Source organism: Nodosilinea sp. FACHB-141, from assembly GCF_014696135.1.
In the GTDB taxonomy this organism is placed as follows: domain Bacteria; phylum Cyanobacteriota; class Cyanobacteriia; order Phormidesmidales; family Phormidesmidaceae; genus Nodosilinea.
Genome location: NZ_JACJPP010000003.1, coordinates 56984 through 81197, shown reverse-complemented (window position 1 = coordinate 81197; position 24214 = coordinate 56984). Strand labels below are relative to the sequence as shown.

At 54.8% G+C, this 24214-nt stretch carries 23 protein-coding genes, 1 pseudogene and 1 riboswitch; of the genes and pseudogenes, 11 read left to right on the top strand and 13 right to left on the bottom strand.

All coding sequences use genetic code 11. The annotated features are described in order from the left end of the window. Positions 1–174: 174 nt before the first annotated feature. From H6F59_RS27485 to H6F59_RS01085, 3 genes and pseudogenes are all read right to left on the bottom strand, one after another. A pseudogene (locus tag H6F59_RS27485) lies at positions 175–363 on the bottom strand (transposase); the annotation flags it as partial. 132 nt (positions 364–495) lie between these two features. Continuing rightward, positions 496–1536, bottom strand: a complete 1041-nt coding sequence (locus H6F59_RS01090; protein WP_190694452.1) for a hypothetical protein — start codon at positions 1534–1536, stop codon at positions 496–498. Positions 1537–1690: 154 nt separating this feature from the next. Then, positions 1691–1948 carry a helix-turn-helix transcriptional regulator gene (locus H6F59_RS01085; RefSeq protein ID WP_190694450.1) on the bottom strand — a complete coding sequence of 86 codons (258 nt, stop codon included), beginning with the start codon at positions 1946–1948 and terminating at the stop codon, positions 1691–1693. Between the two features lie 107 nt (positions 1949–2055). Here H6F59_RS01085 and H6F59_RS01080 point away from each other — a divergent pair, with 107 nt between their 5' ends. Next, a complete protein-coding gene (locus H6F59_RS01080; RefSeq protein ID WP_190694448.1) occupies positions 2056–2304 on the top strand; it encodes a hypothetical protein in 249 nt (82 codons plus the stop codon). Between the two features lie 39 nt (positions 2305–2343). Here the strand turns inward: H6F59_RS01080 and H6F59_RS01075 are convergent, their stop codons facing one another. The 3 genes from H6F59_RS01075 to ntrB form a co-directional block, all read right to left on the bottom strand. Next, the gene (locus H6F59_RS01075; protein ID WP_190694446.1) at positions 2344–3186 is read right to left on the bottom strand and encodes an ABC transporter ATP-binding protein; all 843 of its coding nucleotides are present in this window, start codon (positions 3184–3186) and stop codon (positions 2344–2346) included. A gap of 116 nt (positions 3187–3302) precedes the next feature. Continuing rightward, entirely contained in the window at positions 3303–4709 is a 1407-nt protein-coding gene (locus H6F59_RS01070) for an ABC transporter substrate-binding protein (RefSeq protein ID WP_190694443.1), read from the bottom strand. 137 nt (positions 4710–4846) lie between these two features. After that, positions 4847–5695, bottom strand: a complete 849-nt coding sequence (gene ntrB / locus H6F59_RS01065; RefSeq protein ID WP_190524189.1) for a nitrate ABC transporter permease — start codon at positions 5693–5695, stop codon at positions 4847–4849. 97 nt (positions 5696–5792) lie between these two features. Further along, positions 5793–5952, bottom strand: a riboswitch (cyclic di-AMP (ydaO/yuaA leader). Between the two features lie 431 nt (positions 5953–6383). Here ntrB and queC point away from each other — a divergent pair. Both queC and H6F59_RS01055 read left to right on the top strand, forming a co-directional pair. Beyond that, positions 6384–7070, top strand: coding sequence for a 7-cyano-7-deazaguanine synthase QueC (gene queC, locus H6F59_RS01060; RefSeq protein ID WP_190694441.1), 687 nt, complete (start codon positions 6384–6386; stop codon positions 7068–7070). Between the two features lie 176 nt (positions 7071–7246). Then, a complete protein-coding gene (locus H6F59_RS01055; RefSeq protein ID WP_190694440.1) occupies positions 7247–8119 on the top strand; it encodes a phosphatidate cytidylyltransferase in 873 nt (290 codons plus the stop codon). On the opposite strand, the gene H6F59_RS26650 is transcribed toward H6F59_RS01055, so the two are convergent. From H6F59_RS26650 to H6F59_RS01045, 3 genes are all read right to left on the bottom strand, one after another. After that, positions 8116–8247: a hypothetical protein gene (locus H6F59_RS26650; RefSeq protein WP_277882358.1), complete on the bottom strand. Its 132-nt coding sequence runs from the start codon at positions 8245–8247 to the stop codon at positions 8116–8118. The genes H6F59_RS01055 and H6F59_RS26650 overlap by 4 nt on opposite strands. Positions 8248–8356: 109 nt before the next feature. Then, complete coding sequence (gene arsJ / locus H6F59_RS01050) at positions 8357–9607, bottom strand: organoarsenical effux MFS transporter ArsJ (protein WP_190694437.1); 1251 nt, start codon at positions 9605–9607, stop codon at positions 8357–8359. 132 nt (positions 9608–9739) lie between these two features. Continuing rightward, positions 9740–10747, bottom strand: a complete 1008-nt coding sequence (locus H6F59_RS01045; protein ID WP_190694435.1) for an ArsJ-associated glyceraldehyde-3-phosphate dehydrogenase — start codon at positions 10745–10747, stop codon at positions 9740–9742. A gap of 255 nt (positions 10748–11002) precedes the next feature. On the opposite strand from H6F59_RS01045, the gene H6F59_RS01040 reads away from it, so the two are divergent. Then, a complete protein-coding gene (locus H6F59_RS01040) occupies positions 11003–11617 on the top strand; it encodes a Uma2 family endonuclease (protein ID WP_190694433.1) in 615 nt (204 codons plus the stop codon). Between the two features lie 17 nt (positions 11618–11634). On the opposite strand, the gene H6F59_RS01035 is transcribed toward H6F59_RS01040, so the two are convergent. Continuing rightward, positions 11635–15492, bottom strand: coding sequence for a hydantoinase B/oxoprolinase family protein (locus H6F59_RS01035; protein ID WP_190694431.1), 3858 nt, complete (start codon positions 15490–15492; stop codon positions 11635–11637). 173 nt (positions 15493–15665) lie between these two features. Between H6F59_RS01035 and H6F59_RS01030 the strand changes: the two genes are divergently transcribed. Beyond that, entirely contained in the window at positions 15666–16619 is a 954-nt protein-coding gene (locus H6F59_RS01030; RefSeq protein WP_190694429.1) for a GDP-L-fucose synthase, read from the top strand. A gap of 15 nt (positions 16620–16634) precedes the next feature. On the opposite strand, the gene H6F59_RS01025 is transcribed toward H6F59_RS01030, so the two are convergent. Both H6F59_RS01025 and H6F59_RS01020 read right to left on the bottom strand, forming a co-directional pair. Then, positions 16635–16826 (bottom strand): hypothetical protein, encoded by a 192-nt coding sequence (locus H6F59_RS01025; protein ID WP_190524215.1) that lies wholly within the window; start codon positions 16824–16826, stop codon positions 16635–16637. A gap of 70 nt (positions 16827–16896) precedes the next feature. Then, entirely contained in the window at positions 16897–17457 is a 561-nt protein-coding gene (locus tag H6F59_RS01020; RefSeq protein ID WP_190694427.1) for a Tfp pilus assembly protein FimT/FimU, read from the bottom strand. 307 nt (positions 17458–17764) lie between these two features. On the opposite strand from H6F59_RS01020, the gene H6F59_RS01015 reads away from it, so the two are divergent. The 4 genes from H6F59_RS01015 to H6F59_RS01000 all read left to right on the top strand — a co-directional run bounded on the left by H6F59_RS01015 (position 17765) and on the right by H6F59_RS01000 (position 21376). Next, positions 17765–18874 (top strand): S-(hydroxymethyl)glutathione dehydrogenase/class III alcohol dehydrogenase, encoded by a 1110-nt coding sequence (locus tag H6F59_RS01015; RefSeq protein ID WP_190694425.1) that lies wholly within the window; start codon positions 17765–17767, stop codon positions 18872–18874. A 135-nt stretch (positions 18875–19009) separates the two neighbouring features. Next, positions 19010–19861, top strand: coding sequence for an S-formylglutathione hydrolase (gene fghA / locus H6F59_RS01010; RefSeq protein WP_190694423.1), 852 nt, complete (start codon positions 19010–19012; stop codon positions 19859–19861). A 48-nt stretch (positions 19862–19909) separates the two neighbouring features. Beyond that, positions 19910–20473, top strand: a complete 564-nt coding sequence (locus H6F59_RS01005) for a DUF4168 domain-containing protein (RefSeq protein WP_190694421.1) — start codon at positions 19910–19912, stop codon at positions 20471–20473. Positions 20474–20767: 294 nt separating this feature from the next. Beyond that, entirely contained in the window at positions 20768–21376 is a 609-nt protein-coding gene (locus H6F59_RS01000) for a TetR/AcrR family transcriptional regulator (RefSeq protein ID WP_190524228.1), read from the top strand. Positions 21377–21470: 94 nt separating this feature from the next. On the opposite strand, the gene H6F59_RS00995 is transcribed toward H6F59_RS01000, so the two are convergent. After that, entirely contained in the window at positions 21471–22157 is a 687-nt protein-coding gene (locus H6F59_RS00995; protein ID WP_190694418.1) for a glutathione S-transferase N-terminal domain-containing protein, read from the bottom strand. Between the two features lie 330 nt (positions 22158–22487). On the opposite strand from H6F59_RS00995, the gene H6F59_RS00990 reads away from it, so the two are divergent. Both H6F59_RS00990 and H6F59_RS00985 read left to right on the top strand, forming a co-directional pair. Further along, positions 22488–23255, top strand: a complete 768-nt coding sequence (locus tag H6F59_RS00990; RefSeq protein ID WP_190694416.1) for a hypothetical protein — start codon at positions 22488–22490, stop codon at positions 23253–23255. A gap of 208 nt (positions 23256–23463) precedes the next feature. After that, entirely contained in the window at positions 23464–24153 is a 690-nt protein-coding gene (locus tag H6F59_RS00985) for a DUF4079 domain-containing protein (protein ID WP_190694414.1), read from the top strand. Positions 24154–24214 lie beyond the last annotated feature (61 nt).

The following is a 24214-nucleotide window of genomic DNA, read 5'->3' as shown; positions in this document are numbered from 1 at the left end:
CGCAGTTTCCCATTTTAGCGCTATGGCTCTGCATCCTTTCGCCTGTGAGAGCGATCTGAGGTAATAAGGGCGCTTATGATGCCTGAACCGGGTTGCCGTCAGGCAAATGCCAACAAGCTTGTAGGGTGCATTCGCGCAGCAATGCACCACTCAGAGTATCTACCGCTCCTCCCACAAATACCGATGCACACTTGAAAACACCCAATCCGTTGGGCACTCTACCAGCCCATGCTTTACCGGGTTGTTGTGAATATACTCACAATGGCTCACAAAATCCTGCTCATTTCGAATGCAGCTTTCCCAATAGCGCCGCTGCCACAAATTTCCTTCCCTACGCCGCTCTCCCGATGCGCTTTTCTCAGCCACAGTAGGGTGGGCAGTGCCCACCAGCGAAGAGAATAGGCGATCGCCCCAATGCAACCTGCTAAAATTGCCTGATTGCGAGCAAAATTGAGCTGACTGAAGTAGCTTAATTTTAATGGTGGCAATACCCATCTAGCAGTTTTTATTTACTCCCATTTCTGCCAGAGTTTCATCTCTTATGTAGTCAAGACTCCAAGTATATCCACGATAGTAATCAATAAGCCAGAGAAAATCTTTTACTGAAAGCAATATTTTTTCAAGCCCTCCATAGCTAGGTGCTTGACGGCCAACATGAACCACTTTATTTCTAAGTTCAACACCCTCTCCAATATCCCGACGGATGGATTTTGGTGGAGCTAAAACTTCAGCATTAAATTTATTTTTAGTAGGAAGAAGCGGTAAATAGTTCTTCATCATTGCTATTAACGGAGGAGTAGGTGCTTCTTCTGCTAACCATTGAGCATGTGGAACTAAAGAGGCTATACATTCTTTCATAGCAACTTCTGCTGCTGAAATTCCAATTACTATCGAACTCCGCGGATTCTTAAAGCGCAGTTCCCAAGACTCTCGAAAAAGTTCGTGGTAAACGGGCTCTTTCATTGATTTAGATAAAATTTCATCTATTTCATCCTTAGGAAGTTTAATCGGATCTAAAATTTCCGTAATATGAAAAATTGGCGAAAACAGTACATAATTAAAATGATTCCATACACTCTGATCCCTAGACCATTCAAATCGCCTTAATGTAGTCGTTTCGGAAAAGTCGGAGAGGTTCATGCGCCAACGAAAGACAGCTATGGTATCTTTCGCTATCTTTGCTATGTTTTCCTGAATAGATAAGATTACAGACTTGAACGATTCTGGAAAACTACTTGGCCGCATTGCATCTAGTTCTTTGCCGCTTTTGAGTTTAAAGCTTTGATCGACAATGCAAGATTCTTGCCCTGAGTCATTAAAAAGTTTTTCTAGCTCAAAAAGTATTTCCTCACATTCTTCATCAATGCTTGAGGCAATCACTATCTCACAAAAATGTTTGGTTTCAAATCCCTCGCTCTCGACTGGACCTCTCAAAACAACGGTTGTTAAATTATCAGGATGAGATTCAATCACTTCAAAAGCTGGAATTTTTTTTGAATTTATGTAGCGGATAGAGCAGGAGTAGCGAAAAAACATGATTTCGGCGAAAACAAAATTTGTAGTAGTGGTTTCAGAGGCTTAAGAGCCTGTTATAGAGCCCTATAAATTCGAAGGAATGGTTTTGTCTAAATCGGCTACCTAGGGATTAAATGGTTTTATAAATGGGCTCTAAGTCGAAGGCAAATGTTAGTTATATAAGATCGTCTTCTTCCGGCTTAGCCCTTAATATATTTCCTAGGTAAAGTTGTGCAAAATCTTCTGCGGCCTGAGAGTCGAGAATTTTCAAGGCTTCAACAATTTCTACTACTGTCTCTGCTGTAGGGTCGCGTTTGTCGTGGTACCAGCGGAAGACGCTGCCTCGTTCTACACCCATTGTCACGGCAAGCTGATTTTGGCTAATGCCGTAGGTGTCTAAAACCTGCTTTAGTGCTTGGCTTGCTCTACCCATGCTCCAACTGTGTCAGAGAGTCATGGCTACGTAAATGTTGGCTTAATGGATCACGACCGTGTAATCGGTGCTATCTTGTGATCCATTAAGCCAACAAGGAGCTTTCTATGCCGCAAGCGTTTATGCCTTCAATCCTGTCAAATCCTGCTCTGCAAGTCACTATTGAACCCGCTGCCGAGCCGGGGCGCGAGGTCATTCGCATCTTGGTCATCGGCAGCGCCCACGGCGTAGAGCGCATCATCCACGAACTCTATCGCCTCGGCTTTGCCGAAGTGCGCGAATGGAGCAAACCCCAGCCCACCGGACGCATCAACGAAATCATGCGCGTGCTCACCCGCTACGTCTTAGCGGAGTAGAGCCAGTGAGCTGAGTTTATCGTTTCCTTTTCAAAGCCCCTAGCTCATTTGCTCAAAGTAGCTATCGAGGAACCCAAGGGCATGGTTGCGGAGTTCAAAGTACTCTTTGGATTCGCGCAGGGCAGTGCGATCGCGCGGGTGCTTAAACGGCACCTCCAAAATTTCGCCAATGTGGGCATTGGGGCCATTGGTCATCATCACAATGCGATCGGCCATATAGATCGCCTCATCCACATCGTGGGTAATCATCATTACCGCCTGGGGGTTGCGCTCCCAGATATCCAGCACCTGGCGCTGGAGGTGACCGCGGGTGAGGGCATCGAGCGCACCAAAGGGTTCATCCATCAGCAGCATTTTGGGGCGAATCGCCAGGGCGCGGGCAATGCCGACCCGCTGCTTCATGCCGCCCGACAGCTCGTCAGGGTATTTCAAGGCTGCGTCGGTGAGGTTGACCATGGCTAGGTGTTCTTCTACCAGATCAGTGCGATCGCGGGGAGAAAGATGGTCGCACACTTCATTCACCGCCAGCCGCACATTCTCGCGCACTGTCAGCCAGGGCAGCAGCGAATAGTTTTGAAACACCATCATGCGATCGGCCCCTGGCTTTTTGATTGGTTTCCCTTCCAAAAGCACCCCGCCTGAGGTAGCCTGCTCTAGGCCGCTGACAATCTTGAGCAGCGTCGATTTACCACAGCCCGAGTGGCCAATAATGGCGATAAATTCGTTGGCGCCGACGGTGAGGTTGATGTTGTCGAGCACGACTGTGGGGTCGCCACCAGCGCTAGGGTAAGCCTTTACCAGGTCTTGAATGACCAAAAAATTGGTTCCAAGCTCAGCCTGCCGTTGCTCAGAGGGCTGTGAGTATTGACTTGATTTGACCATGGTTTTCTCCTGAATATTGCATCTAGAGCAAGGAAGACTGTTTGCGGGGCAACGGGCTTAGCTTAAGGGGGTCGGTTTAAAGATCTTGACATGTCAGCCCTTCAACCAGCCATCTCTCACCCCATATAGATCCGCTGGGGACGGTTAGCGCGAATCTCAAACCCGTTCAAATAGCCCACTGGGTCGCTGGGGTCATAGGCAAGACCGTCGATGAATAGCTCCCCAGGTTCTACCTTGTAGTCATCTGCTGGGCACTCAATACCCATTTCGTTTGCGATGTCTCGATATAAATCGGTGCGCCAGGCCTGCTTAGCTTTGGCCTCTGCATCGGCCGGAAACTCCTCAATCTGCCCCCAGCGGGTGGCCTGGGTCATCAGCCAGATTGACTGAGACTGCCACATAAAGGTGGAATGGTCGCCAGCGGGATGAGGCAGGTTCTCGGGCATTTTAAAGAAGACGGTACTATCTGGCATTTGAACAGTGCGATCTTTGCCGTCGAAACCGCCGTAGTTGTAGTTGCCCACCAAAGCAGGTTCCGTAAATTTAGGCTTTGCCCCAGTAAACGATCGGGCCGAGATAATCTCTGCAACTTCGGTGCGATTGGCCGGGTCGTCGCAGTAGCGGCAGGCCTCGATCATCGCCTTAACGAGGGAGCGGTAGGTCTTGGGGTTTTCGTTGATGAAGTCTTCCATCACCGCCAGCACCCGGTCAGGGTGGCCCTGCCACACCTCTTTGCCGTGGGCAAAGGTAAAGCCGACACCCTCGTTGCCGGTGATGGCACGGGTATTCCACGGCTCGGCTACCATGTAAGCCTGCATGGCCCCAATGCGAATATTGGAGACCATCTGCGGCGGCGGACTGATAATGATGCGGAACGTTTCTACCGGGTCAACCCCTGCCGCCGCTGAGATGTAGCGAATGAAGTATTCGTAGATGGCTGAACTGAGCACCGCGGCCCAGACCTTTTGAGATGTGGGTATGCTATCGAAATAGCCCCGAAAATCGCGACCAAAGGCCTCCAGATCGCCATTATATTCTCGCCAAGGGCGCAGGCCATAATCCCACATGGCGCGGTTCATGGTCATGGCATTGCCATGGCGATGAATGGTCAGGGCCGCACACATAGGGGCCGCCGGAGCACCCTCAGCCCCAACCCGGGCGTTGGTGACGGCCCCAGAGACTACCGGGGATGCGTCAAGCCGCCCAAAGATGACGGCATCGCGGGAGGTGCCCCAGCTGGCCTCGCGGTTGAGGGCAACCGTCAGCCCGTATTTGTGAAAAAAGCCCTTGGCCTGGGCGATCGCAAACGGAGCGCAGTCATTGACGGGCACATAGCCCACCTTAATGTGGGACCGCTCTAAACTAGCTGGGTCAACCACTTGCTCAACGTTGGCGGCCTGAGCCGCCCCGCCGCTAGGTGATGGACTGCTCGATCGCAGCGCCTGACTACAGGCCGAAGCCGCTAGCCCCGCCGTAAACCCAGCCGCCCCTTGCAAGAGCGATCGCCGGTTGATCATCGTCATGGCTTTAATCCTTGTTGTCTGTGAGGTGTCAGGAAGGGATTGGACTGACCAGCCGCGTTTGGCTGCCTACTCAAAACCTGCTCTTCAAAGAATTTGCTCAGCAGTGAACTGAGAGGTTTTGCCAGTTAGCTTGAAGGCTACATAGCTTTGGCAGGACGGTGGGTTGCCCAGCGCTCGAGCAGAGTGATGCCGTAGTCCAATACTAGGCCGGTGAGACCAATAACAACCACCGCCAAAAATACCGAGCTAAGGCTGAGCCGGTTCCATTCATCCCAAATAAAGAAGCCAATACCAATGCCGCCAGTGAGCATTTCAACTGCCACAATTACCAGCCAGGCGATCCCCAAGCTCAGCCGCAAACCCGTGAAAATATAAGGTAGGCTGGCTGGCCAAATAATCTTAGTCATCTGCCGCCAGCGGGGCATTTCTAGCACCTGCGCCACGTCTAAATAATCTTTAGGAACGCTGGCCACACCCAGGGCGGTGTTGATCACCGTTGGCCACAGGGAAGTGATAAAAATTACGAAAATAGCCGATGGATTGGCCAGGTTAAAGATTGATAGGGCAATGGGCAACCAGGCCACCGGAGACACCGGGCGAAACAGCTGCACGATGGGGTTGATGGCCATCATGGCGCGGGGCGATAGACCAATCCAAAAGCCGACTGGAATGGCCACTAGCGTGCCTAGCAAAAACCCCAGCAGCACCCGACGCAAACTGGCCAGCAGCAGCCAACCAATGCCCAAATTGCCCGGCCCGCGCCGGAAAAAGGGATTAAAGATGTAGTCGAGGTTGGCCATAAACGCTTGCCCAGGAGTAGGCATCAGCGTGGTGAAAAATGTGGCGACCACCCACCAAACCAGCAGCACGACGAGAAACGCGATCGCCGGTAAGACAATCCTTTCCAACGGAAAGCGAAATGGCGGCTTGACAGACTTGGTCTGCCCCGAACGGGCAGCCGCACGGGTGCGCAACTTGGGCTGCATGAAACACTCCTAGAGGCTAATCATGGACAGCGAACAAGCCGTGTTAACACGACTTAGGACACTGAAACAGCCAAACATTAGTAAAAATGCTGACGATTCAATCTCCCCTCAATGCCGACGAGGTTAGCTGACGGGCTAGGACTGAGAGATGTCCTCTTCCGATTACCCTCAATTTGGGTATTAAGAACTCGGAAATACGCCCCTTTACTGGTTCCCCCGCTCTTGCATACCCAGACACTTAAAGGCAAAAACCTAAAGACACAGGGTTAGCAGACTAGGCTGACTTGTTCGATTTACTGAGTTTAAGCGTAAGAATCTGAGCCTGTCAACTAGAAACTTAGCAGCACTCAATGTATCTATCCTAGGTAAAGATCTGTTTTCTCTCAATAGCTTGACTTCTCCCTATTTAAAGGTGCAATGGATATTAGCTCATGACTTATTTTGTTAACAATAATGATTCGTCAGCGCCAAACATTTGCTATAAGTAATGACTTATTGCTTAAAGAAGCACAGACTTTAATGCACTTAACATGAGTAATTACCTATTGATTGAAGGGGCAAAGATTCCAGCAAAACGCAGTCATCTGTCGGTACTAGAAACCCAAAATCCATAGGTTTTTGCGCAGCGTTGGGCTATTCTAGCTATCGTACAAATGGGTAACTAGTCGCTCCGGTCTTCATTTGCCCTATGGCTCAGTCAAGCCTTACTCCTAAAGCCATTGTGCTGCTCTCGGGTGGTCTCGATTCGGCTACGGCCGCTGCCCAGGCGATCGCCGATGGCTATGACCTGGTGGCGCTGTCGTTTAACTACGGCCAGCGGCACCAGCGCGAGCTAGAGGCAGCGAAGGCGGTGGCAAAGCATTTTGCGATCGCAGACCACCACTTCATCGATGTCGATCTGGCCCAGTGGGGCGCGTCTTCTCTCACCGACCTGGCCCAGCCGCTGCCCCAGGAAGGCATTGACGCGGGCATTCCTTCCACCTACGTACCGGGGCGCAATACGGTGTTTATTGCCCTGGCTCTAGCCCTGGCCGAAGCCAAGGGGGCCGAGGCGATTTACTTGGGTATCAACGCGGTGGATTATTCTGGCTATCCTGACTGTCGGCCTGAATATCTGGCTGCCTTTCAGCAGCTAGCTCAGCTCTCCTCAAAGGCGGGGCTAGAAGGTCATGCCCCCAAACTGGTTGCGCCTTTGGTGGTGGATTCTAAAGCAGATATTGTGCGTCGAGCGGTGGCCCTGGGGGTGCCGATCGCGCAAACCTGGTCGTGCTATCTGGGTGGTGCGGAGCCCTGTGGGCGGTGCGATTCCTGCCGCATTCGCGATCGCGCCTTAGTGGAAGCAGGCTATCCCCAGCTCGCCACCTCTACTGGCTAAAGACAGGTTTAACCGGGCGGGTACGCCTTTGGCCTGCTCTTACCGCTAGCCTCCTGTCTTGGTTTCCTAGCGGGGACTCTAGGGGAATGTGGCACAGTGTAATAAGCTGCATGACAGTCGCTGCCTCAAAACTGGAGGCAACGCGCTCTGTTTAAACCCCCTCTGCACTTCCACCTATGCTCTGGCCTCGAATCATTAGCGGAATAGTGGCGATCGCGGTCGCCTTGGTCATGATTTTGCTGGGGGGCTGGTACTTCACCCTGGGCTTTGGGGTGCTGATTTTCTTGGGGCAGCTCGAAATTTTTGCCCTGGTAAAAGCCAAAGGCATCTTGCCGGCGGCCAAAACTACCCTGGTGGTAAGCCAGCTGCTGCTGATTACTGCCCACCTGTCGCCGCCCTTGGCCGACGCTCTGCTGCCGCTCAGCGGCACGTTTATCTGCTTTTATCTGCTGTTCCAACCCCAGGTGGCCACCATTGCCGATGTGGCAGCGTCTATCCTGGGCCTGTTCTACGGTGGCTATCTACCCAGCTTTTGGGTGCGCCTGCGCGACTTGGGCGACACCGCTACCACTCTGCCCCTGGGCGGCTTCTGGCCCGCAACTTGGCCCCCTGCCCTAGATGCTCTACCCTACGGTCTTGTTATCACCCTGCTAGCTTTTGCCTGCATTTGGGCTTCGGATATTGGGGCCTACACGGCTGGAAGAATTATTGGCCGCACCCCGCTGTCTAACATCAGCCCCAAGAAGACGGTTGAAGGGGCGGTCTTCGGCATGCTGGGCAGCATGGTGGTGGCATTGATTGGCAGTCACTGGTTGCAATGGCCTATCTGGCCTGCCACTGGAGCTGCCCTCGGCCTAATGGTGGGCACATCCAGCCTGCTGGGTGACCTCACCGAATCGCTGATGAAAAGAGATGCCGGGGTCAAAGACTCTGGAGCCCTCATCCCCGGCCACGGCGGCATTTTAGACCGCACCGATAGCTATGTGTTTACAGGCGCACTGGTGTACTTTTTCGTCACCCTGCTGCTGCCCCTGCTGTCGGCGAGTTAGCGGCCCCGCTGCTCCCAAAAGTTCAGCTCTTGGCGAATGCGATCGCGCTCTTCCACACTGGCGAATCGCAGTTGGTGGCGCAGCTCTCCAATCACCTGGCGACGCTGGATAGACGATTGCTTATCCATAACTTTCCTTCAAAAACTGTAGCTATAACTACAGTTTAGAGAGCAATGTTCCGGATTCCACCTCCCATTACAAATCTTTGAATGGTCATCCAACGCCAACATTTGCTCATTAGCCCACCACCATGGTCGAATCAGCAGGGTCTGGCTCGGGCAGCTGCGCTGTAATCAGCGCCGCCGTCAGCACAAACAAGCTCGACACCCACAAGCACCCCACCAGACCAAACCACTGGTAAAACAGCCCCGAGGTAATTGTCCCCAGTAACCGCCCGCCCGAGTTTGCCATGTAATAGAAGCCCACATTGAGGCTAACATCGCGATCTTCGGTGTAGGCCAGCACCAAGTACGAGTGCACCGCCGAGTTAAAGGCAAACACAACGCCAAAAACCACAAGTCCGCCGGTCACGGCAATGTTGCCCCGCACTCCAGCCATCAGCGTCAGCGCAATCAGGGCTGGAATGGGCGTTAAAATGGATGTCCAAAACAGAATGGTCTTGGCCTTGGGCACCACCTTGCCGGTGCTGTCTTTGCGCAACAGCTGCGGGGCCAAAAACTGCACCATGCCGTAGCCAATTACCCAAAGAGCCATGTAGCTGCCCACCTGCATAAACCGCCAGCCTAGCGCCTCATATAAGAACACCGGCAGCGCCACTACAAACCACACATCCCGCGAGCCAAACAAAAAGAACCGCGCCGCCGACAGCACGTTGATCGCTTTGCTCTTAGAAAACAGCTGCTTGAAGGGCACCTTTTTGCCGATTTTGCCCATACCCACAGGCAGCAGCGAGCCCGACAGCAAAATCACCCCCAACACCGCCGCCTGGCTCAGCAGCGCTGGGCGAAAGCCCACCCCCTCTAGCAAGGCGGCCCCGACGAAAAATCCCACCCCTTTTAGCGCGTTTTTCGACCCGGTGAGCACCGCCACCCACTTAAACAGGCGCGACGCAGCCTCCTTGGGCACCACCAAACGAATAGCGCTCTTAGAACTCATCTTGGTAAGGTCTTTGGCGATGCCCGAGAAGGCCTGAGCCGCCATTACATAAGCCACCTGCACCGGTACCCCCCAGTCGGGATTCAAGTAGCTCAGCATCACCAGAGCAAAAATTTGCAGGGCAATGCCGCCGTAAAGGGTTTGCCGAATGCCCACTTGGGAACCAATCCAGCCACCGAAGAAATTCGTCACCACGCCAAACACTTCGTAGAAGAGAAACAGCATGGCGATCGCAAAGGGACTGTACCCCAGCACGTGGAAGTGCAGCAGCACCAGCATCCGCAGGGCACCGTCGGTGATGGTAAAGCCCCAGTAGGCGGCGGTGATGATCGCGTAGTTGCGCAGGCTCTCGGGTTTAAAGGTGGAGGACATGGGGAGTGGATGGGTGGGCGAGTGGATGGGTGGATGGGGGGCCGTAGGGTGCATTCGCGCAGCAATGCACCACAGAGTTCAGGTCAAGAAAGAAGAAAATGTTCGCTGGGCCTTCTCTTTTGAGGAATAGATTTATAGACTCTGCGCTACCTTGCGAGCGAGTTCCGCCATGCGGCAGGAGTAGCCCCACTCGTTGTCATACCAGGCGAGAATTTTGACCTGGGTGTCGTCTACGACCATGGTGGAGGGGGCATCGACGATCGAGGAGCGGGGATCGTCTTTGTAATCCACCGAGACTAAGGGTCGGGTTTCGTAGCCTAAGATTCCTTTGAGAGGGCCATCGGCAGCGGCTTTGAGAAGGGAGTTGGCTTCTTCGACGGTGGTGGGGCGATCGACTTCAAACACGCAGTCGGTAAGGGAGGCATTGAGCAGGGGTACTCGCACCGCTAAACCATTGAGCTTGCCCGCTAGTTCGGGGTAGATCAGTGCGATTGCCGTCGCCGATCCCGTCGTTGTTGGAATTAGCGACATGCCGGTGGCGCGGGCGCGGCGCAGGTCTTGATGGGGGGCATCCACAATGGTCTGCGTGTTGGTGTGGTTGTGGATGGTGGTGATCACCCCGTGGCGAATGCCCAGCCCTTCGTGGATGACTTTAACCACCGGGGCCAGGCAGTTGGTAGTGCAGGAGGCAGCCGTCAGTAGGTGGTGTTCTGCTGGGTTGTAGAGGTTATCGTTGATGCCGTAGACCACGTTGAGCGCGCCGGCTTTGACCGGGGCAGCAACGATAACCTTCTTAACGCCGTGGTCGTAGTAAGGGGCCAGGGATTCTACAGTGCGAAACTTGCCGGAGCACTCCAGCAACAGGTCTACGCCATAGTCGGCCCAGGGCACCTCATTGGGAGAAGCGCCGCTGCTGAAGCTAAGGGGAATGCCGTCGATCGCAATTTTTTCAGAGCTAACGGCTTCGACTTCTGCCGCCCAACGACCGTGGACCGAATCAAATTTGAGTAGATGCGCCGCAGACTCAGGGCCACCTTTGATTTCGTTGATGTGAACGAATTCCAGCTCAGGCATGGCCCAGCCCGCTCGCAACACCAGCCGCCCAATACGGCCAAATCCGTTTACAGCAACCCTAACCATTCCTAAACCCTCTGTATCAAACGATGGCGAATAGAAGCAAGAAACTAGCTGTAGCGCTTTGCTCACAGCCTCATTTCAAAAAATATTGATGCTTTATTATTTCAAGAAAAGTTGATGTGTCAAGTTGTGCAGACTACATCTCCTAGGCCTTAGAGTCTCAAACTCCGCGCTGCTGAAGAATTAGCGCAGCTAGGGTCAGCTGGCGAGTACAGTAAACTGTAATCACATCTGTTCTAAATCACGGCGGGTGTCTAGATGGTGCAGGCCACAGCGCAACCCCTCAGTTTTGAAGACTTTATCGATCAATACCCCTGCGATGGCGGGCGCTACGAGCTGATTGAAGGCGAGGTGGTTGAGGTGCGTCCCACGGGTGCCCATGAAGACATTGGTGGGTTTATTGCCCTCAAGCTTGGTGTTTTAATTGACCAGTTGGGGTTGCCGTTAATGATTCCTCGCACTTGTGTGGTGAAACCCCTGCGGCCCAATGCAGGCTACATTCCTGATGTGGCCGTGCTCGATCGCACCCAACTCCAGCACGAGCCCCTGTGGGAAAAATCGTCTACGGTTTGCAACGGCGCCACGGTCAAGCTAGTGGTAGAGGTGGTTAGCACCAACTGGCGAGACGACTACGGTCTCAAGCTGGCCGACTACGAGGCCATGGGCATCGCAGAATACTGGATTGTGGACTTCCGCGCCTTGGGGGCCGCACGGGTAATTGGCCAACCAAAGCAGCCCACAATCACACTCTGTACCCTAGGGACCGATGGCTATCAGCTAGAACGATTTACTGGAAACGATCTACTGGTTTCACCGACCTTTGCAGCGTTGAGGCTGACAGCGCAGGACATATTTAGAGCGGGTGCAGGATAGCCAGTTTTTCTTGCACCTCACTCGGGTTGTTCGCCGTAGCCGCCGCCGCCCGGTGTGGCGATTCGAATGCAGTCTCCCGCATCTAAAGCTATGGTGGCCTGCCCCGGCAAAGCCTCCACTTGGCCATCGGCGCGAAGCACCTGGTTTTCTCCCACCTGACCCGGTTGCCCACCAGCCAGGCCAAAGGGCGGCACTAGCCGATGGTTGGAGAGAATGGCGACCGTCATCGGTTCACGAAACTCTACTGTGCGCACAATGCCGTTGCCGCCAGCATATTCCCCCGCTCCGCCGCTGCCCTGGCGAATGCAGAATTCTCTCAACAGCACCGGAAAGCGCCATTCCAGCACCTCGGGGTCGGTCAGCCGCGAGTTGGTCATGTGGGTATGCACCGCATCGGTGCCGGGGAAGCCGGGGCCAGCACCGGAGCCGCCGCAAATGGTTTCGTAGTATTGGTGGCAATCGCTGCCAAAGGTGAAGTTGTTCATAGTGCCCTGGGAGGCGGCGATCGCACCCAAGGCCCCATACAGCGCATCGGTCACCGCCTGAGACACCTCCACATTACCCGCCACCACCGCCGCTGGGTAGTGCGGGTTTAACATGGACCCCTCTGGGATGATGATTTCCAGCGGTTTGAGACAGCCCGCGTTGAGGGGAATGTCGTCATCCACTAGGGTTCTAAACACGTAAAGCACCGCTGCTTTGCACACCGCTGCTGGCGCGTTGAAGTTGCTGGGCCGTTGGGGGGAGGTGCCAGAAAAGTCAATTTTGGCGCAGCGTCCCTCGCGATTCACTGTGACCTGCACTGCAATCTGGCTGCCGTCGTCCATAGGGTAGGTGAACTGCCCGTCTTGGAGGCTATCGATCACCCGCCGCACGCATTCTTCGGCGTTGTCTTGCACATGCTGCATGTAGCTCTCCACCAGCGCTAAACCATAGTGATCCACCAGCTTTTGCAGCTCTTGCGCTCCCTTTTCATTCGCCGCAATCTGGGCTTGCAAGTCAGCGATATTCTGCGTTGAGTTCCGCACGGGATAGGGGGCCGTCGTCAGGATTTGCAATAGTTCAGCTTCCAGAAACCTCCCCCGATCAACCAGTTGCACATTGTCGAGCAATACGCCCTCTTCCTCAATTGAGGTGCTGTTCGAAGGCATTGAGCCAGGGGTGATGCCGCCTATGTCGGCGTGGTGACCGCGAGACGCGACGTAGAACTGTGGACGGGTGGATGAATGGATGGGTGGATGGGTGGATAGAGTTTGAGAGGGTTTTGGATTCTCCTCTTTCCCCGACTGATCGAGATAGGGGTGGGGCTCAGCCAAGAAGACTGGGGTTATGACGGTTATATCCGGCAAATGGGTGCCGCCGTTGTAGGGATTGTTTTGCAGGTAGACATCGCCCGGTTTGAGGTCAGCGCCCTTAGCCTCGATTAAACTCCGCACGCTTTCGCCCATCGACCCCAGATGCACAGGAATGTGGGGCGCGTTAGCCACCAGTTGACCATTTTGGTCAAACACCGCGCAGGAGAAATCCAACCGCTCTTTAATGTTGACCGAGTAGCTGGTGTTTTGCAGCGTGATTCCCATCTCTTCGGCCACGGCGCGGAAGAGGTTGTTGAAGATTTCGAGTAGAACAGGATCAGGCAAGTTTGAATTTTGTTCGCGCAGCGTCTCTGAAGGAGAAATTTTGAATGTTGAATTCCTGACTCCTATTGCCTGTCCTCTGACCTCCTTCTTCAAAATCAAATGCCCCTTTGTTGTCAGAGTTGCCCTCCAACCCGGCTCTACAACATTGGTGCCCGTCGCCTCGATAATGAGGGCCGGACCAGCGATCGCATCCCCCGGACACAACTCATCGCGGTGATAAACCGGAGTGTCATACCAGGTGTCAGCGGTGTAGACAGACACACTGGTTTTAGGCAACAGCGGCGTAGTTCGAGTTTTTTGAATGTCGGGTTCGTCAGGGCTGTGGGTTTGGCCAATGGCTTCGACCGCAGCGGTATCAACAATGAGAGTTTTATTTTCCTGGGCGAAACCATAGCGCTGGCGGTGCAGGGTGGTGAACTGCGATCGCATCGCCTCCACCTCAGCAAAATCCACTGCCAGCACTGAATCCGTCCCCTCATACTTCAGCAATAGCCGAGGCAAAACCTGGGGCAATTTTGAATTTTTCAGTTCCCCTCGCCCTTGGGGATAGGGGCTAGGGGAGAGGGTCTCAAACCCCTGCTGGCGCAATTCCTCCAGTCCCTTTTTAGCCAGAGACTCCACCACCTGCTGAATCTGCGGCAGCGTAGCCTCATCTAGGGGGAGTTCTACAGATTGCTCGTTTAGCGATCTGACATCCGCCAGCCCCATGCCGTAGGCTGATAGCACCCCCGCGTAGGGATGTAGAAACACCTCGGTCATGCCCAGGGCGTCGGCAATCAGGCAAGCGTGCTGTCCTCCGGCCCCGCCAAAACTGCACAGCACATATTCAGAAACGTCGTAGCCCCGCTGCACAGAAATCTTTTTGATGGCGTTGGCCATTTTCTCCACGGCAATGGCGAGAAATCCAGCGGCGACCTGTTCAGGGCTGCGAGCATTCCCAGTGGCAGCGTGGATTTCCTCTGCCAGTGCCGCAAACTGCTCGCGTACCACCGCTGCATCGAGCGGCAGATCGCCCCCTGGTCCAAACACATGAGGGAAAAATTCGGGCTGGAGTTTGCCTACCATGACGTTGCAGTCGGTCACCGCCAGCGGTCCACCGTGGCGATAGCAGGCCGGCCCCGGATACGCCCCCGCTGACTCTGGCCCCACTCGGTAACGGTTGCCGTCGAAACTCACGATCGAGCCGCCCCCCGCTGCCACGGTGTGAATCGCCATCATTGGTGCCCGCAGCCGCACCCCCGCCACCTCGGTTTCAAAGGTGCGCTCGTACTCGCCTCGATAGTGCGACACATCCGTTGAGGTGCCGCCCATGTCGAAGCCAATCATGCGGTCGTACCCGGCTTGACGGCTGGTCTGCACCGCCCCCACTACGCCCCCGGCAGGGCCAGAGAGAATGCTGTCTTTGCCCTGAAACAGCGCTGCATCCGTCAGGCCACCGTTGGACTGCATAAACATGAGGCGAGGGGGCGAGGAAGGTGAGGAGGCATAGGGCTGCTTGTTCTCCTCCATCTCCCCCACCGCCAACTGCCCTGCCACCCGATCGACATAGCGCTTGAGAATTGGCGACAGATACGCATCTACTACCGTCGTGTCGCCTCGGCTGACGAGCTTGATTAATGGGCTCACCTGGTGAGAGAGGGAGACTTGGGTAAAGCCAGCCTGGCGGGCGAGGCTACCCAGGCGCAGTTCGTGGGCAGGGTAGCGATAGCCGTGCATGAGAACAATGGCACAAGCGCGAATCCCAGCATCGTAAGCTCGCTGAAGTTCCTGAATGAGTCGAGCTTCCTCTTCAGCATTTAAAGCAATTAAAACTTCGCCCTGGGCGGTGAGGCGTTCGTTGACCTCGATCGCCCGTTCGTAGAGCATTTCGGGCAGCTCGATGTGGCGAGCAAAGATGTTGGGGCGGTTTTGGTAGCCGATGCGCAGAGCATCCTTAAAGCCTTGGGTGGTGATCAGGAGGGTGCGATCGCCCTTCCGCTCCAGCAGTGCATTGGTGGCTACGGTTGTCCCCATTTTTACCGCCTCGATCAGCTCAGCCGGAATCATTTCCCCTGGCTCTAGCCCCAACAGATCACGCATGCCTTGAATGGGGGCGTCGGCGTAGCGATCGGGGTTTTCGGATAGCAGCTTATGGACGATAATCTGTCCATCGGGGCGACGAGCCACAATGTCGGTAAAGGTGCCGCCGCGATCGATCCAAAATTGCCAGCGGTTAGGTAGGGGCGGTAGGGTCATGGTGCAAAGGAGCGAAAAACTTGAGATGAGTCTCAGCCCCCATTGTGAACTACCGCTAAACTCGGCGAGCGAGCAGTTGTCGTTGACAGACTCCCGATGCCAGACTCGTGGCAATGGGGATAGGCCATCTACATTATTTAGTTCTTACGTAATTTTTATCTGAGCTCAACCCTATGGATACTCAATCAAAAATCTATGTAGCTGGTTCCCGTGGCCTTGTAGGCAGTGCCCTGGTGAGAACCCTTAAAGCCCAGGGTTATGAAAATTTGGTACTGCCCTCAAGCCAAGAGCTTGACCTGCGCAGTCAGGTAGCAGTGGATGAGTTCTTTGCCCAAGAAAAGCCCGATTACGTCTTTCTGGCGGCAGCTAAGGTGGGTGGCATCCATGCCAACAACACCTATCGAGCCGAGTTTCTCTACGACAATTTGATGATTGAGGCCAACATCATCCACAGCGCCTACCAGCACGGCGCGCAAAAACTGTTGTTCTTAGGGTCATCCTGCATTTATCCCAAGCTGTGCCCGCAGCCGATGAAGGAAGACTATCTGCTGACGGGTTTTCTAGAGCCGACCAATGAGCCCTATGCGATCGCCAAAATTGCCGGCCTCAAGCTCTGCGAAAACTACTGCCGCCAGTACGGGGTGAACTTTATCTCGGCCATGCCCACCAACCTCTACGGGCTCAACGACAACTTTGATCTGGCCAATTCCCACGTGCTGCCCGCGCTGATGCGCAAGTTCCACGAGGCCAAAGTCAATGGCGAACCCACCGTCACCGTGTGGGGCACCGGCACCCCGCTGCGCGAGTTTTTGTATGTTGATGATTTAGCCGACGCCCTAGTGTTTTTGATGAACAACTACAACGACGTAGATTTCGTCAACGTCGGCACTGGGCAAGAGGTTTCAATCAAAGAATTGGCCCTCACTATGAAAGCTGTGGTCGGCTATGAAGGTGACCTAGTGTTTGATACCACCAAGCCCGACGGCACCCCGCGCAAACTGCTCGACGTCTCGCGCCTCAACGCAGCGGGCTGGCAAGCTAAAACCGATCTCAAAACTGGTATTGAGCAGACCTACGCCTGGTTTTTGCAGAGCTACGACTCGCTCCGGGGCCGAACTGCTGCCTAGGGTCGTGGTGCCTCTTCAAGCGGGCTCGCATTTGCCGCTGCGAATCAACCCCACCCGGCGGGTAATGGCTTCCTGCTGGGTGGCGTAGGGTCCCCACATAGGGCGACGCTCCTGCAATCGCTCGCGGCTAATGCTTTCTGCGGATAGCACGTTGCAGGTGCCGTCTTCGGCCTGAACTACGTACCACCCCTCATTTCTTTCTGACATTCACTCACTCCTAAACCATGTCATGGCGCTAACCTATTAAACTCGGTTTTGCTCCAAGTGGGGGGAGAGGTTAATAACAGAAGCGATCGTTGCTATTGGCTTGGGTGTGTCCTTTGCCCTTGCGCATCGCCCCAATCATGGTAGAAACCACCACGCAGCGATGGGTTAGTTTGCTGCCACCCGTTGAGAAGGTTACAGTGCTGAGGCCAGCCTTGACGTTACCGTACATATCAAACTTGACATAGTAAGTGCCGCCCGAACTGAGCATGGTGTTGTCGATGTCGGCAAAGACAACGCCCTCAACCAAGGGAGACCAAGCGACTACTTGGGTCGATAACGTCGTTTCAGGATGACTGGCCCACTCAATTCGCCCGTTGCGATCGCGAATACTGAAGCGGCGATCGTGGCGCTGCTGCATCGCATCGGCCTGGGTAGCCCGCATTCCCTGATACACCATGTCTTGGGTGGCGTTGATCTTGCGCTGTTGCACAAAACTAAACCATGAGGGGGCCGCGATCGCCGCCATCAGCCCCATAATCACCACCACAATCAATCCTTCAATCAGCGTGAACCCAGCAGAATTAGCCTGCTTGTAGATTGGTCTGCGCGATCGCTGCAAAAGTTGAGCCATATCGTAGATGAACAAAGTCCAATGAGCTCAAGATGCCCGTGGGCAAACGGGTGTAGGGGATTGTCTAGCCTCACATCGGCCATTGTGCCGAGCAATGTCTGAGAATGCTGACAGATAGCCTAAGCGCTGCAAAGTCGGTAAGCTGACTAAGAGGTTGCAATAGCTCATCTGAGCCGGTTTCAGCCCCTTGCCAAACTAGCCAAATTGGCGATTCCCATGACAGGTGTTGATACCAAGCGACAGACTACAAAATTCTGCGTTTGGCACCCACGCCACCGTTTTGACTGCCCCAAAGGAGATCTTGCTTGTGGATGTTAGAGCTGCCGTTGCCCTTGGCCCTGGCCAACCCCTGACTATTGAAACCGTTCAGCTAGAGGGGCCCCGCGAGGGTGAAGTGCTAGTCGAAATCAAAGCCACCGGCATTTGCCACACTGATGCTTACACCCTCTCTGGCAAAGATCCCGAAGGGTTGTTTCCAGCAGTCTTGGGTCATGAGGGGGCCGGAGTAGTGGCCGAAGTCGGTCCTGGCGTTACCAGCCTTAAGCCCGGTGATCACGTGATCCCGCTCTATGTGCCTGAGTGCCGTCAGTGCGAATACTGCCTCAGCTTTAAGACCAACCTCTGCCAGGCTATCCGCCTCACACAGGGGCGGGGTCTCATGCCCGATGGCAGCAGCCGATTTTCTCTGGGTGGGAAGCCGCTGTTTCACTACATGGGCACCTCCACCTTCTCGAACTACACGGTGGTACCCGAGATCGCCTTGGCCAAGATTCGCTCCGATGCCCCCTTCGAGAAGGTTTGCTATATCGGCTGCGGCGTCACCACGGGTCTGGGCGCAGTGATTAACACTGCCAAAGTTGAACCCGGTGCCAACGTGGTGGTGTTTGGCCTGGGCGGCATTGGCCTTAACGTCATTCAGGGCTGCCGCATGGTGGGGGCCAACAAAATCATCGGCGTTGACATCAACCCCAACCGTCAAGAATTGGCTACCAAATTCGGCATGACCCACTTCGTCAACCCGAAAGAAGTGGAGGGCGACCTGGTAGCCCTCCTGGTGGAATTAACGGGCGGCGGGGCCGACTACAGCTTTGAGTGCGTGGGCAATGTCAACCTCATGCGCCAGGCACTAGAGTGCTGCCACAAGGGTTGGGGCGTCAGCGTCATTGTCGGCGTTGCCGCCGCGGGCGAAGAAATTAGCACCCGCCCCTTTCAGCTGGTGACCGGAAGGGAGTGGAAGGGCACGGCTTTTGGTGGAGCCAGGGGTCGCACCGACGTACCCAAAATTGTCGATTGGTATATGGATGGCAAGATCAACATCGACGACCTGATCACCCACGTCATGCCGTTGGATGAGATCAACACCGCCTTCGACCTCATGCACCGGGGTGAGAGCATTCGCAGCGTGGTGACGTTTTAGGCTCTTTTTTGACAACCGAGACGGCTATCTCACAAACCTGAAACCACCTGCTTTTCTCGGGTGGAATAGGGAGCCTGCCTGTCCCAGATAGACAGCCGAGAGGCTATCCCACAAACATCTCTACCATCTACCCCTATGGCCCTTACTCTCCATAAACAACATGCCTGCTTTGATGGCACAGTTAGCTACTACAGCCATCCCTCTGATGTCTGCAACTGCGAGATGCGATTTGCGGTGTTTGTGCCACCCCAGGCGCAGACTGGCCCGGTGCCGGTGCTGTTCTACCTGTCGGGGTTAACCTGCACCGAAGACAATTTCACCAGCAAGGCCGGAGCTCAGCGCTATGCTGCGGAACACGGCATTATGTTAGTGGCCCCCGACACCAGCCCTCGCGGTGAAGGGGTGCCCGATGAGCCGGAGGCCTGGGACTTTGGCGTTGGAGCTGGGTTCTACGTGGATGCCACGGAAGCGCCCTGGAGCAAAAACTACTCCATGTATAGCTATGTGGTGCAAGAACTGCCGGAGCTAATTGCCCAGGAGTTTTCGGTGCGGCGCGATCGCATGGGCATTTTTGGCCACTCCATGGGGGGCCACGGGGCGCTGGTGTGCGGCTTGCGCAATCCCGAGCTATTCAAATCGATCTCGGCCTTTGCGCCGATCGCCGCCCCCTCCCAATGTCCCTGGGGTCAGAAGGCGTTCTCGGGCTATCTAGGGGCAGATTCCAATAGCTGGAAGGCTTACGACGCGACGGAGCTGGTGAAGGTTCATCCGCAGCGCGATCGCACCATTTTGATTGACCAGGGCACCGCCGATAATTTTTTGGCGCAAAACCAGCTGCTGCCCGACGTTTTTGCAGACGCTTGCAAAGAGGCCGGACAACCTCTAGTTTTACGCATGCAGCCGGGCTACGATCACAGCTACTTTTTTATGGCGTCCTTTATGGCTGACCATCTGCGCCACCATGCCGATGTGTTAACAAAGGGCTAGGCTAGGAAAGATTGTCCAAGCTGACTTGCGTTATCAGGAGACCCCGCTATGGTGAGATATTGTGTTGCTGCTCTACTAATAGTGCTGGCATGGCTGACCCCAGGAGCAGCTTGGGCCAGCTCATCATCCCCGCTGCTGGCCCAGGCTACTGGGGTAGAAGTGCCTGAGATTGACGCCAGTGCGCCCCTTAGCGACACCGACATTGCCACCTTTGCCAAGGTTTACCAGCAGGTGCAAACCCTGCGTCTCCAGGCCGAGCAGAAGATGGCCAAGGCCGTAGAAGACGAAGGTCTAACCATTGAGCGGTTTAATGCAATCGCAGAGACTCAGCTCACCGGTGCAGCCGAAAGCTCTGAAGACATGGCTAAAATTGCTGAGAAAGCCAAAATTTCTAAAAAAGACGACAAAAAGTTTAAAGCGGCCGTAGATCGCATCATCGCTATTCGCCAGAGCACCGAAGGCGATATGGAAAAAGCCATTGAGGCTGACGGTCTCTCGATCGATACTTTCAACAGCATTCTGGAGCGCTCCGCCGACGATACCACCCTCCAGCGGCAGATTAGCGATGAGATCGTTAAGCAAACCCTGGCTGCTGCGGAACCGGCAGCTTAGTAATCTGGGAAGCCAAACGTGACAGGTTGATGGGGGTTTAGGGTTCAAGGTTTAAGGCCTCAGGTGCATGACCTGCCTTAAATCCGGCACCTTGAACCCTAGACCCTAGGCGTTAAAACCTGTCACAGTCAGCTCGGTTGATCAGTAGCTCTGATTAGAATCATCAACCACCACCCTTAAGAGTAGTTATCTCAGGTTTTATGAGGTTATGTGAACCCGACCCCGGGCTGCGGAAAAATGGGGTCACAATGGGCCACAGAAGCCGATCTGTGCTTACTCTTGAGGGTTTTTGTGATGGTGCCTTTCTTTAAAACCGCCCCTGCGGAAACCGATACGGAGACCAAGATTCTAAAAGCGGCTCTAAAGCTGTTTGCTAAGCATGGCTATGGGGGCACGACTACCCGCGAACTGGCCCAGAGCGCCGGGGTGGCCGAGGGCACTCTGTTCCGCCATTTTGAGAATAAGAAAGCGATTCTAGTGGCAGTGGCCAGCCAGGGCTGGGTCGAAATTCTTACCGACTTGCTGACTGAGCTGAGCGAAATGGCTAGCTATAAGGCGATCGGCCAGGTCATGCAGCGGCGCATGCTCAATCTGCAAAAGAACTCGGCCCTGATGCGGGTGTGCTTTATGGAAGCGCAGTTTCACCCCGAGCTGCGGGAGCAAATTCAAACCGAAGTGATCGGCAAAATGATCGACGTTGCCGAAGCTTTCTTCCAAACTGCGATGGATCGCGGCGTCTACCGACCGATGAACGCCCGCATGGTAGCGCGCGTCTTTTTGGGCATGTTTACGGTCGCTGGGTTTAGCCAAGACACCCTCGGCGACGAAGCCGCCTCGCCCCAAGCGATGAAAGATTTGGCCGAGTGTTTGACGGATATCTTTTTGAATGGGGTGTTGGCCTAGTAAAAGGTAGGGAAGATAAGGAAGGTAAGGAGGATGAGGAAGGTTTTGCTACTTTTTCTCCTCATCCCCTCATCTCCCTATCTTCCTTACTTTCCTACCGCCGTCCCTGACCAAACAGGATCGCCTTGGCCTCATCGCTCATGGTTGATTCAGCGCGCATTGACTCGGCGATCGCATAGGCCCGCTCCACCGCTGGCCGCGCTTTGATCGCCTCAAACCAGCGCTTCAGGTTGGGGAAATCCTCCAGGTTTTGCTGCTGGGTTTCGTAGGGCACAATCCAGGGGTAGCAGGCCATATCGGCGATGGAGTAGTCGCCGGCGATAAAGTCTTTGCCCTCAAGCTGCCGATCTAAAACGCCGTAGAGACGCTCGGTCTCTTTGACGTAGCGGTTGATGGCATAGGGGATTTTCTCAGGGGCGTAGCTGCCGAAGTGGTGGTTTTGGCCCAACATTGGCCCTAGCCCGCCCATTTGCCAAAACAGCCACTGCATAACGTTGGCGCGATCGCGCAGCCCCGACGGCAAAAACTGCCCGGTTTTTTCGGCTAGATATTGCAAAATTGCTCCCGACTCAAACAGGCTCAGGGGCTCACCACCGTCGGCTGGGTCGTGATCAACGATGGCGGGGATGCGGTTGTTGGGCGCGATCGCTAGAAAGTCAGGATTAAACTGATCGCCCTTGCCGATATTGATGGGCTTGAGGGTGTAGTCCACATCAGCTTCTTCGAGAAAAATGGTGACCTTGTGGCCGTTGGGGGTCGTCCAATAATAGAGGTCAATCATGGCAAGCATCCTTGGGGGCAAAGCACGGAAGCAGACCCAAATAGCCTAGACCAAGTCCTCCGCTATTGTGAAAAATTTAGTACAATTGAACTATGTAATGACGATAGGCACAGCGCCTAAAGCAGCAACTTGGACAAAACGCGCTGATATCGGTTCAAAACCCCGACCTCTAAGGCGTTGTGAGCCCTAGGTCGTGTGTAGCTCAACATTTCTTTCGATTTTGTTCCCATCCAAATCTCGATCTGGCCTTAGAATCAAGCGATATTTCGGACTCGCGCCCGAGCAGACCGGCCTTTAAGGCCAGCCCACCGCCCTAGAGGATGACTCGTTATGGCCATTATTGCCCTCAAAGCCTGGTACCTCGAAGCCTACGAGCCGGTGCGAGATTTAGAGCAGCGGCCCCATGACCTGCGGCTGAGCAAAAACAGCCTGCTGAAGTCAGCACTGCGGGCCGATTTTTTGGACGACAGTGCCGATGTGAAGCAGTCGGCCTGGTTTCAGCGGTACCTCGATGGCGAAACTGTGGAGTTTTACATTGAGGGCAGCGGCGGCTACGGGATCGCTAACATCGACCTGATCAGCCACGAGATCTACTTCACTAAGCTAGATGTCATGGCCCGCCTGGAGCCGATTATCTACTTCTGCTATCAGCAGGAGTACAGCGAGTCGGCCGAGGCTCTGCATCAGGCCCTCACCGATGCGATCGAAAGCTTTAACAAAAAGTCTCGCATTGCCCTCACCCTAGAGGTGTCCCACCGGCTCAGCGACGGCCCCGCTCGGCTCAACAGCGCTCTCACTCGCAAAATTCGCAAGTCGCTGCTGTTTGTGGCCGATGGCACCCCGATCGCAGCCGTGGAGGGCAACACTACGCTGCTGCTGCCCAGCCCCCACGTTTGCGTGGAGATGGGCTACGCGCTTCAGGCGAAGCCCGCCGAGCAAATTTTGCTGGCCCAAATGGAGCGATCGGACATTGTCGGGCAGTACCCCTTTGACCTGCCTGCTCAGAACCGGCTGACTTTTAAGACTAAGACCGACATTGCCAAGCAGATTCCTAAAGCCTTAGAGCAGCACCTATCTCGCTTCAATCTTTGGGCTTAGCGGCGTTGTGAGGATGGCACGGGTAGACGGGTGGGGGGAGGGCGATCGCAAAGCGTCCCCTGCGGAGAATCGTCCATCAGAGCCGGTCTTTGACCATCGTTCGGTTGCCAATACCCAAGATTGTGCGGCGAATCACGGTGCCGGTTGAGAGTTGTGTCCTAAAGTAGGAAAAACTTAGCCTAACCACGCCCTCTCTTCAGAAAGCCCCATGCTGGATGCCCCCGATCTGCTCAGACTGCTGCACCCGTTTCTGGCCGTTACGGTGGTGATGCCGCTGATTGGCGTAGCCGTCTATTTTGCGGTGCAGACTCGCCAGCGGCGTTTGGCCGTTGCCGACAAAGCCAAAACCACTATTTCCCCAGTGGTGGGCAAAGAGCATGTGCGGGTTGGGCAATGGCTATCCGGGGCAGTGGTGAGTTTAGTGCTTTTGGGTTTAGCCCATCCCATTTTCAAGACCCTTTCCCAAGAAAATGTCTGGGCTGAGGACCTCTTTCGAGGGGTGTTTGTGGTGGCTATGTACGCCTTCACCCTGGGGGCTTTGGTGCTGCTGTATCGCTCCAGCAGCCGGGTTTGGCGGGGTACCTTTGCGACCCTGACCGGCATGGGGCTCTGGCTAGTGGGTATGCAGCCGGGGGTATTTCGGCGCGGTTATGAGTGGCCGGTGTCTCACTTTTACTTGGGTATGACAGCGGCCATGCTGATGATCTTCGCCCTCGCCACCCTGCCCGAGATTTACAAGTCCAAGAGCTGGCGGCTGACCCACGCGGCGCTCAACACGGTGGCAGTGCTGCTCTTCATTAGCCAGGGTATTACCGGCGTGCGCGATCTGCTCGAAATTCCGCTGCAGTGGCAAGAGCCTTTTATCTACCAGTGTGACTTTGAGAACAAGAGCTGTTGATAGCGGCTCAGCCCGGCGGCGCTACAATCTAGGCACTGCTGGGGTAGGTGTCGATCCGTAG

Bases quoted from the DNA above. Each gene is read 5' to 3' on its own strand.
- arsJ (WP_190694437.1), bottom strand. From the start codon at position 9,607: ATGTCCTCCACCTTTAAACCCGAGAGCCTGCGCAACTACGCGATCATC.
- H6F59_RS01025 (WP_190524215.1), bottom strand. From the start codon at position 16,826: ATGTCAGAAAGAAATGAGGGGTGGTACGTAGTTCAGGCCGAAGACGGC.
- H6F59_RS01075 (WP_190694446.1), bottom strand. From the start codon at position 3,186: ATGGTCAAATCAAGTCAATACTCACAGCCCTCTGAGCAACGGCAGGCT.
- H6F59_RS01090 (WP_190694452.1), bottom strand. From the start codon at position 1,536: ATGTTTTTTCGCTACTCCTGCTCTATCCGCTACATAAATTCAAAAAAA.
- H6F59_RS01070 (WP_190694443.1), bottom strand. From the start codon at position 4,709: ATGACGATGATCAACCGGCGATCGCTCTTGCAAGGGGCGGCTGGGTTT.
- H6F59_RS00995 (WP_190694418.1), bottom strand. From the start codon at position 22,157: ATGATTGACCTCTATTATTGGACGACCCCCAACGGCCACAAGGTCACC.
- H6F59_RS01040 (WP_190694433.1), top strand. From the start codon at position 11,003: ATGGTGCAGGCCACAGCGCAACCCCTCAGTTTTGAAGACTTTATCGAT.
- H6F59_RS01000 (WP_190524228.1), top strand. From the start codon at position 20,768: ATGGTGCCTTTCTTTAAAACCGCCCCTGCGGAAACCGATACGGAGACC.
- H6F59_RS00990 (WP_190694416.1), top strand. From the start codon at position 22,488: ATGGCCATTATTGCCCTCAAAGCCTGGTACCTCGAAGCCTACGAGCCG.
- fghA (WP_190694423.1), top strand. From the start codon at position 19,010: ATGGCCCTTACTCTCCATAAACAACATGCCTGCTTTGATGGCACAGTT.
- ntrB (WP_190524189.1), bottom strand. From the start codon at position 5,695: ATGCAGCCCAAGTTGCGCACCCGTGCGGCTGCCCGTTCGGGGCAGACC.
- H6F59_RS00985 (WP_190694414.1), top strand. From the start codon at position 23,464: ATGCTGGATGCCCCCGATCTGCTCAGACTGCTGCACCCGTTTCTGGCC.
- H6F59_RS01020 (WP_190694427.1), bottom strand. From the start codon at position 17,457: ATGGCTCAACTTTTGCAGCGATCGCGCAGACCAATCTACAAGCAGGCT.
- H6F59_RS01035 (WP_190694431.1), bottom strand. From the start codon at position 15,492: ATGACCCTACCGCCCCTACCTAACCGCTGGCAATTTTGGATCGATCGC.
- H6F59_RS01080 (WP_190694448.1), top strand. From the start codon at position 2,056: ATGCCGCAAGCGTTTATGCCTTCAATCCTGTCAAATCCTGCTCTGCAA.
- queC (WP_190694441.1), top strand. From the start codon at position 6,384: ATGGCTCAGTCAAGCCTTACTCCTAAAGCCATTGTGCTGCTCTCGGGT.
- H6F59_RS01055 (WP_190694440.1), top strand. From the start codon at position 7,247: ATGCTCTGGCCTCGAATCATTAGCGGAATAGTGGCGATCGCGGTCGCC.
- H6F59_RS26650 (WP_277882358.1), bottom strand. From the start codon at position 8,247: ATGGATAAGCAATCGTCTATCCAGCGTCGCCAGGTGATTGGAGAGCTG.
- H6F59_RS01085 (WP_190694450.1), bottom strand. From the start codon at position 1,948: ATGGGTAGAGCAAGCCAAGCACTAAAGCAGGTTTTAGACACCTACGGC.
- H6F59_RS01005 (WP_190694421.1), top strand. From the start codon at position 19,910: ATGGTGAGATATTGTGTTGCTGCTCTACTAATAGTGCTGGCATGGCTG.
- H6F59_RS01045 (WP_190694435.1), bottom strand. From the start codon at position 10,747: ATGGTTAGGGTTGCTGTAAACGGATTTGGCCGTATTGGGCGGCTGGTG.
- H6F59_RS01030 (WP_190694429.1), top strand. From the start codon at position 15,666: ATGGATACTCAATCAAAAATCTATGTAGCTGGTTCCCGTGGCCTTGTA.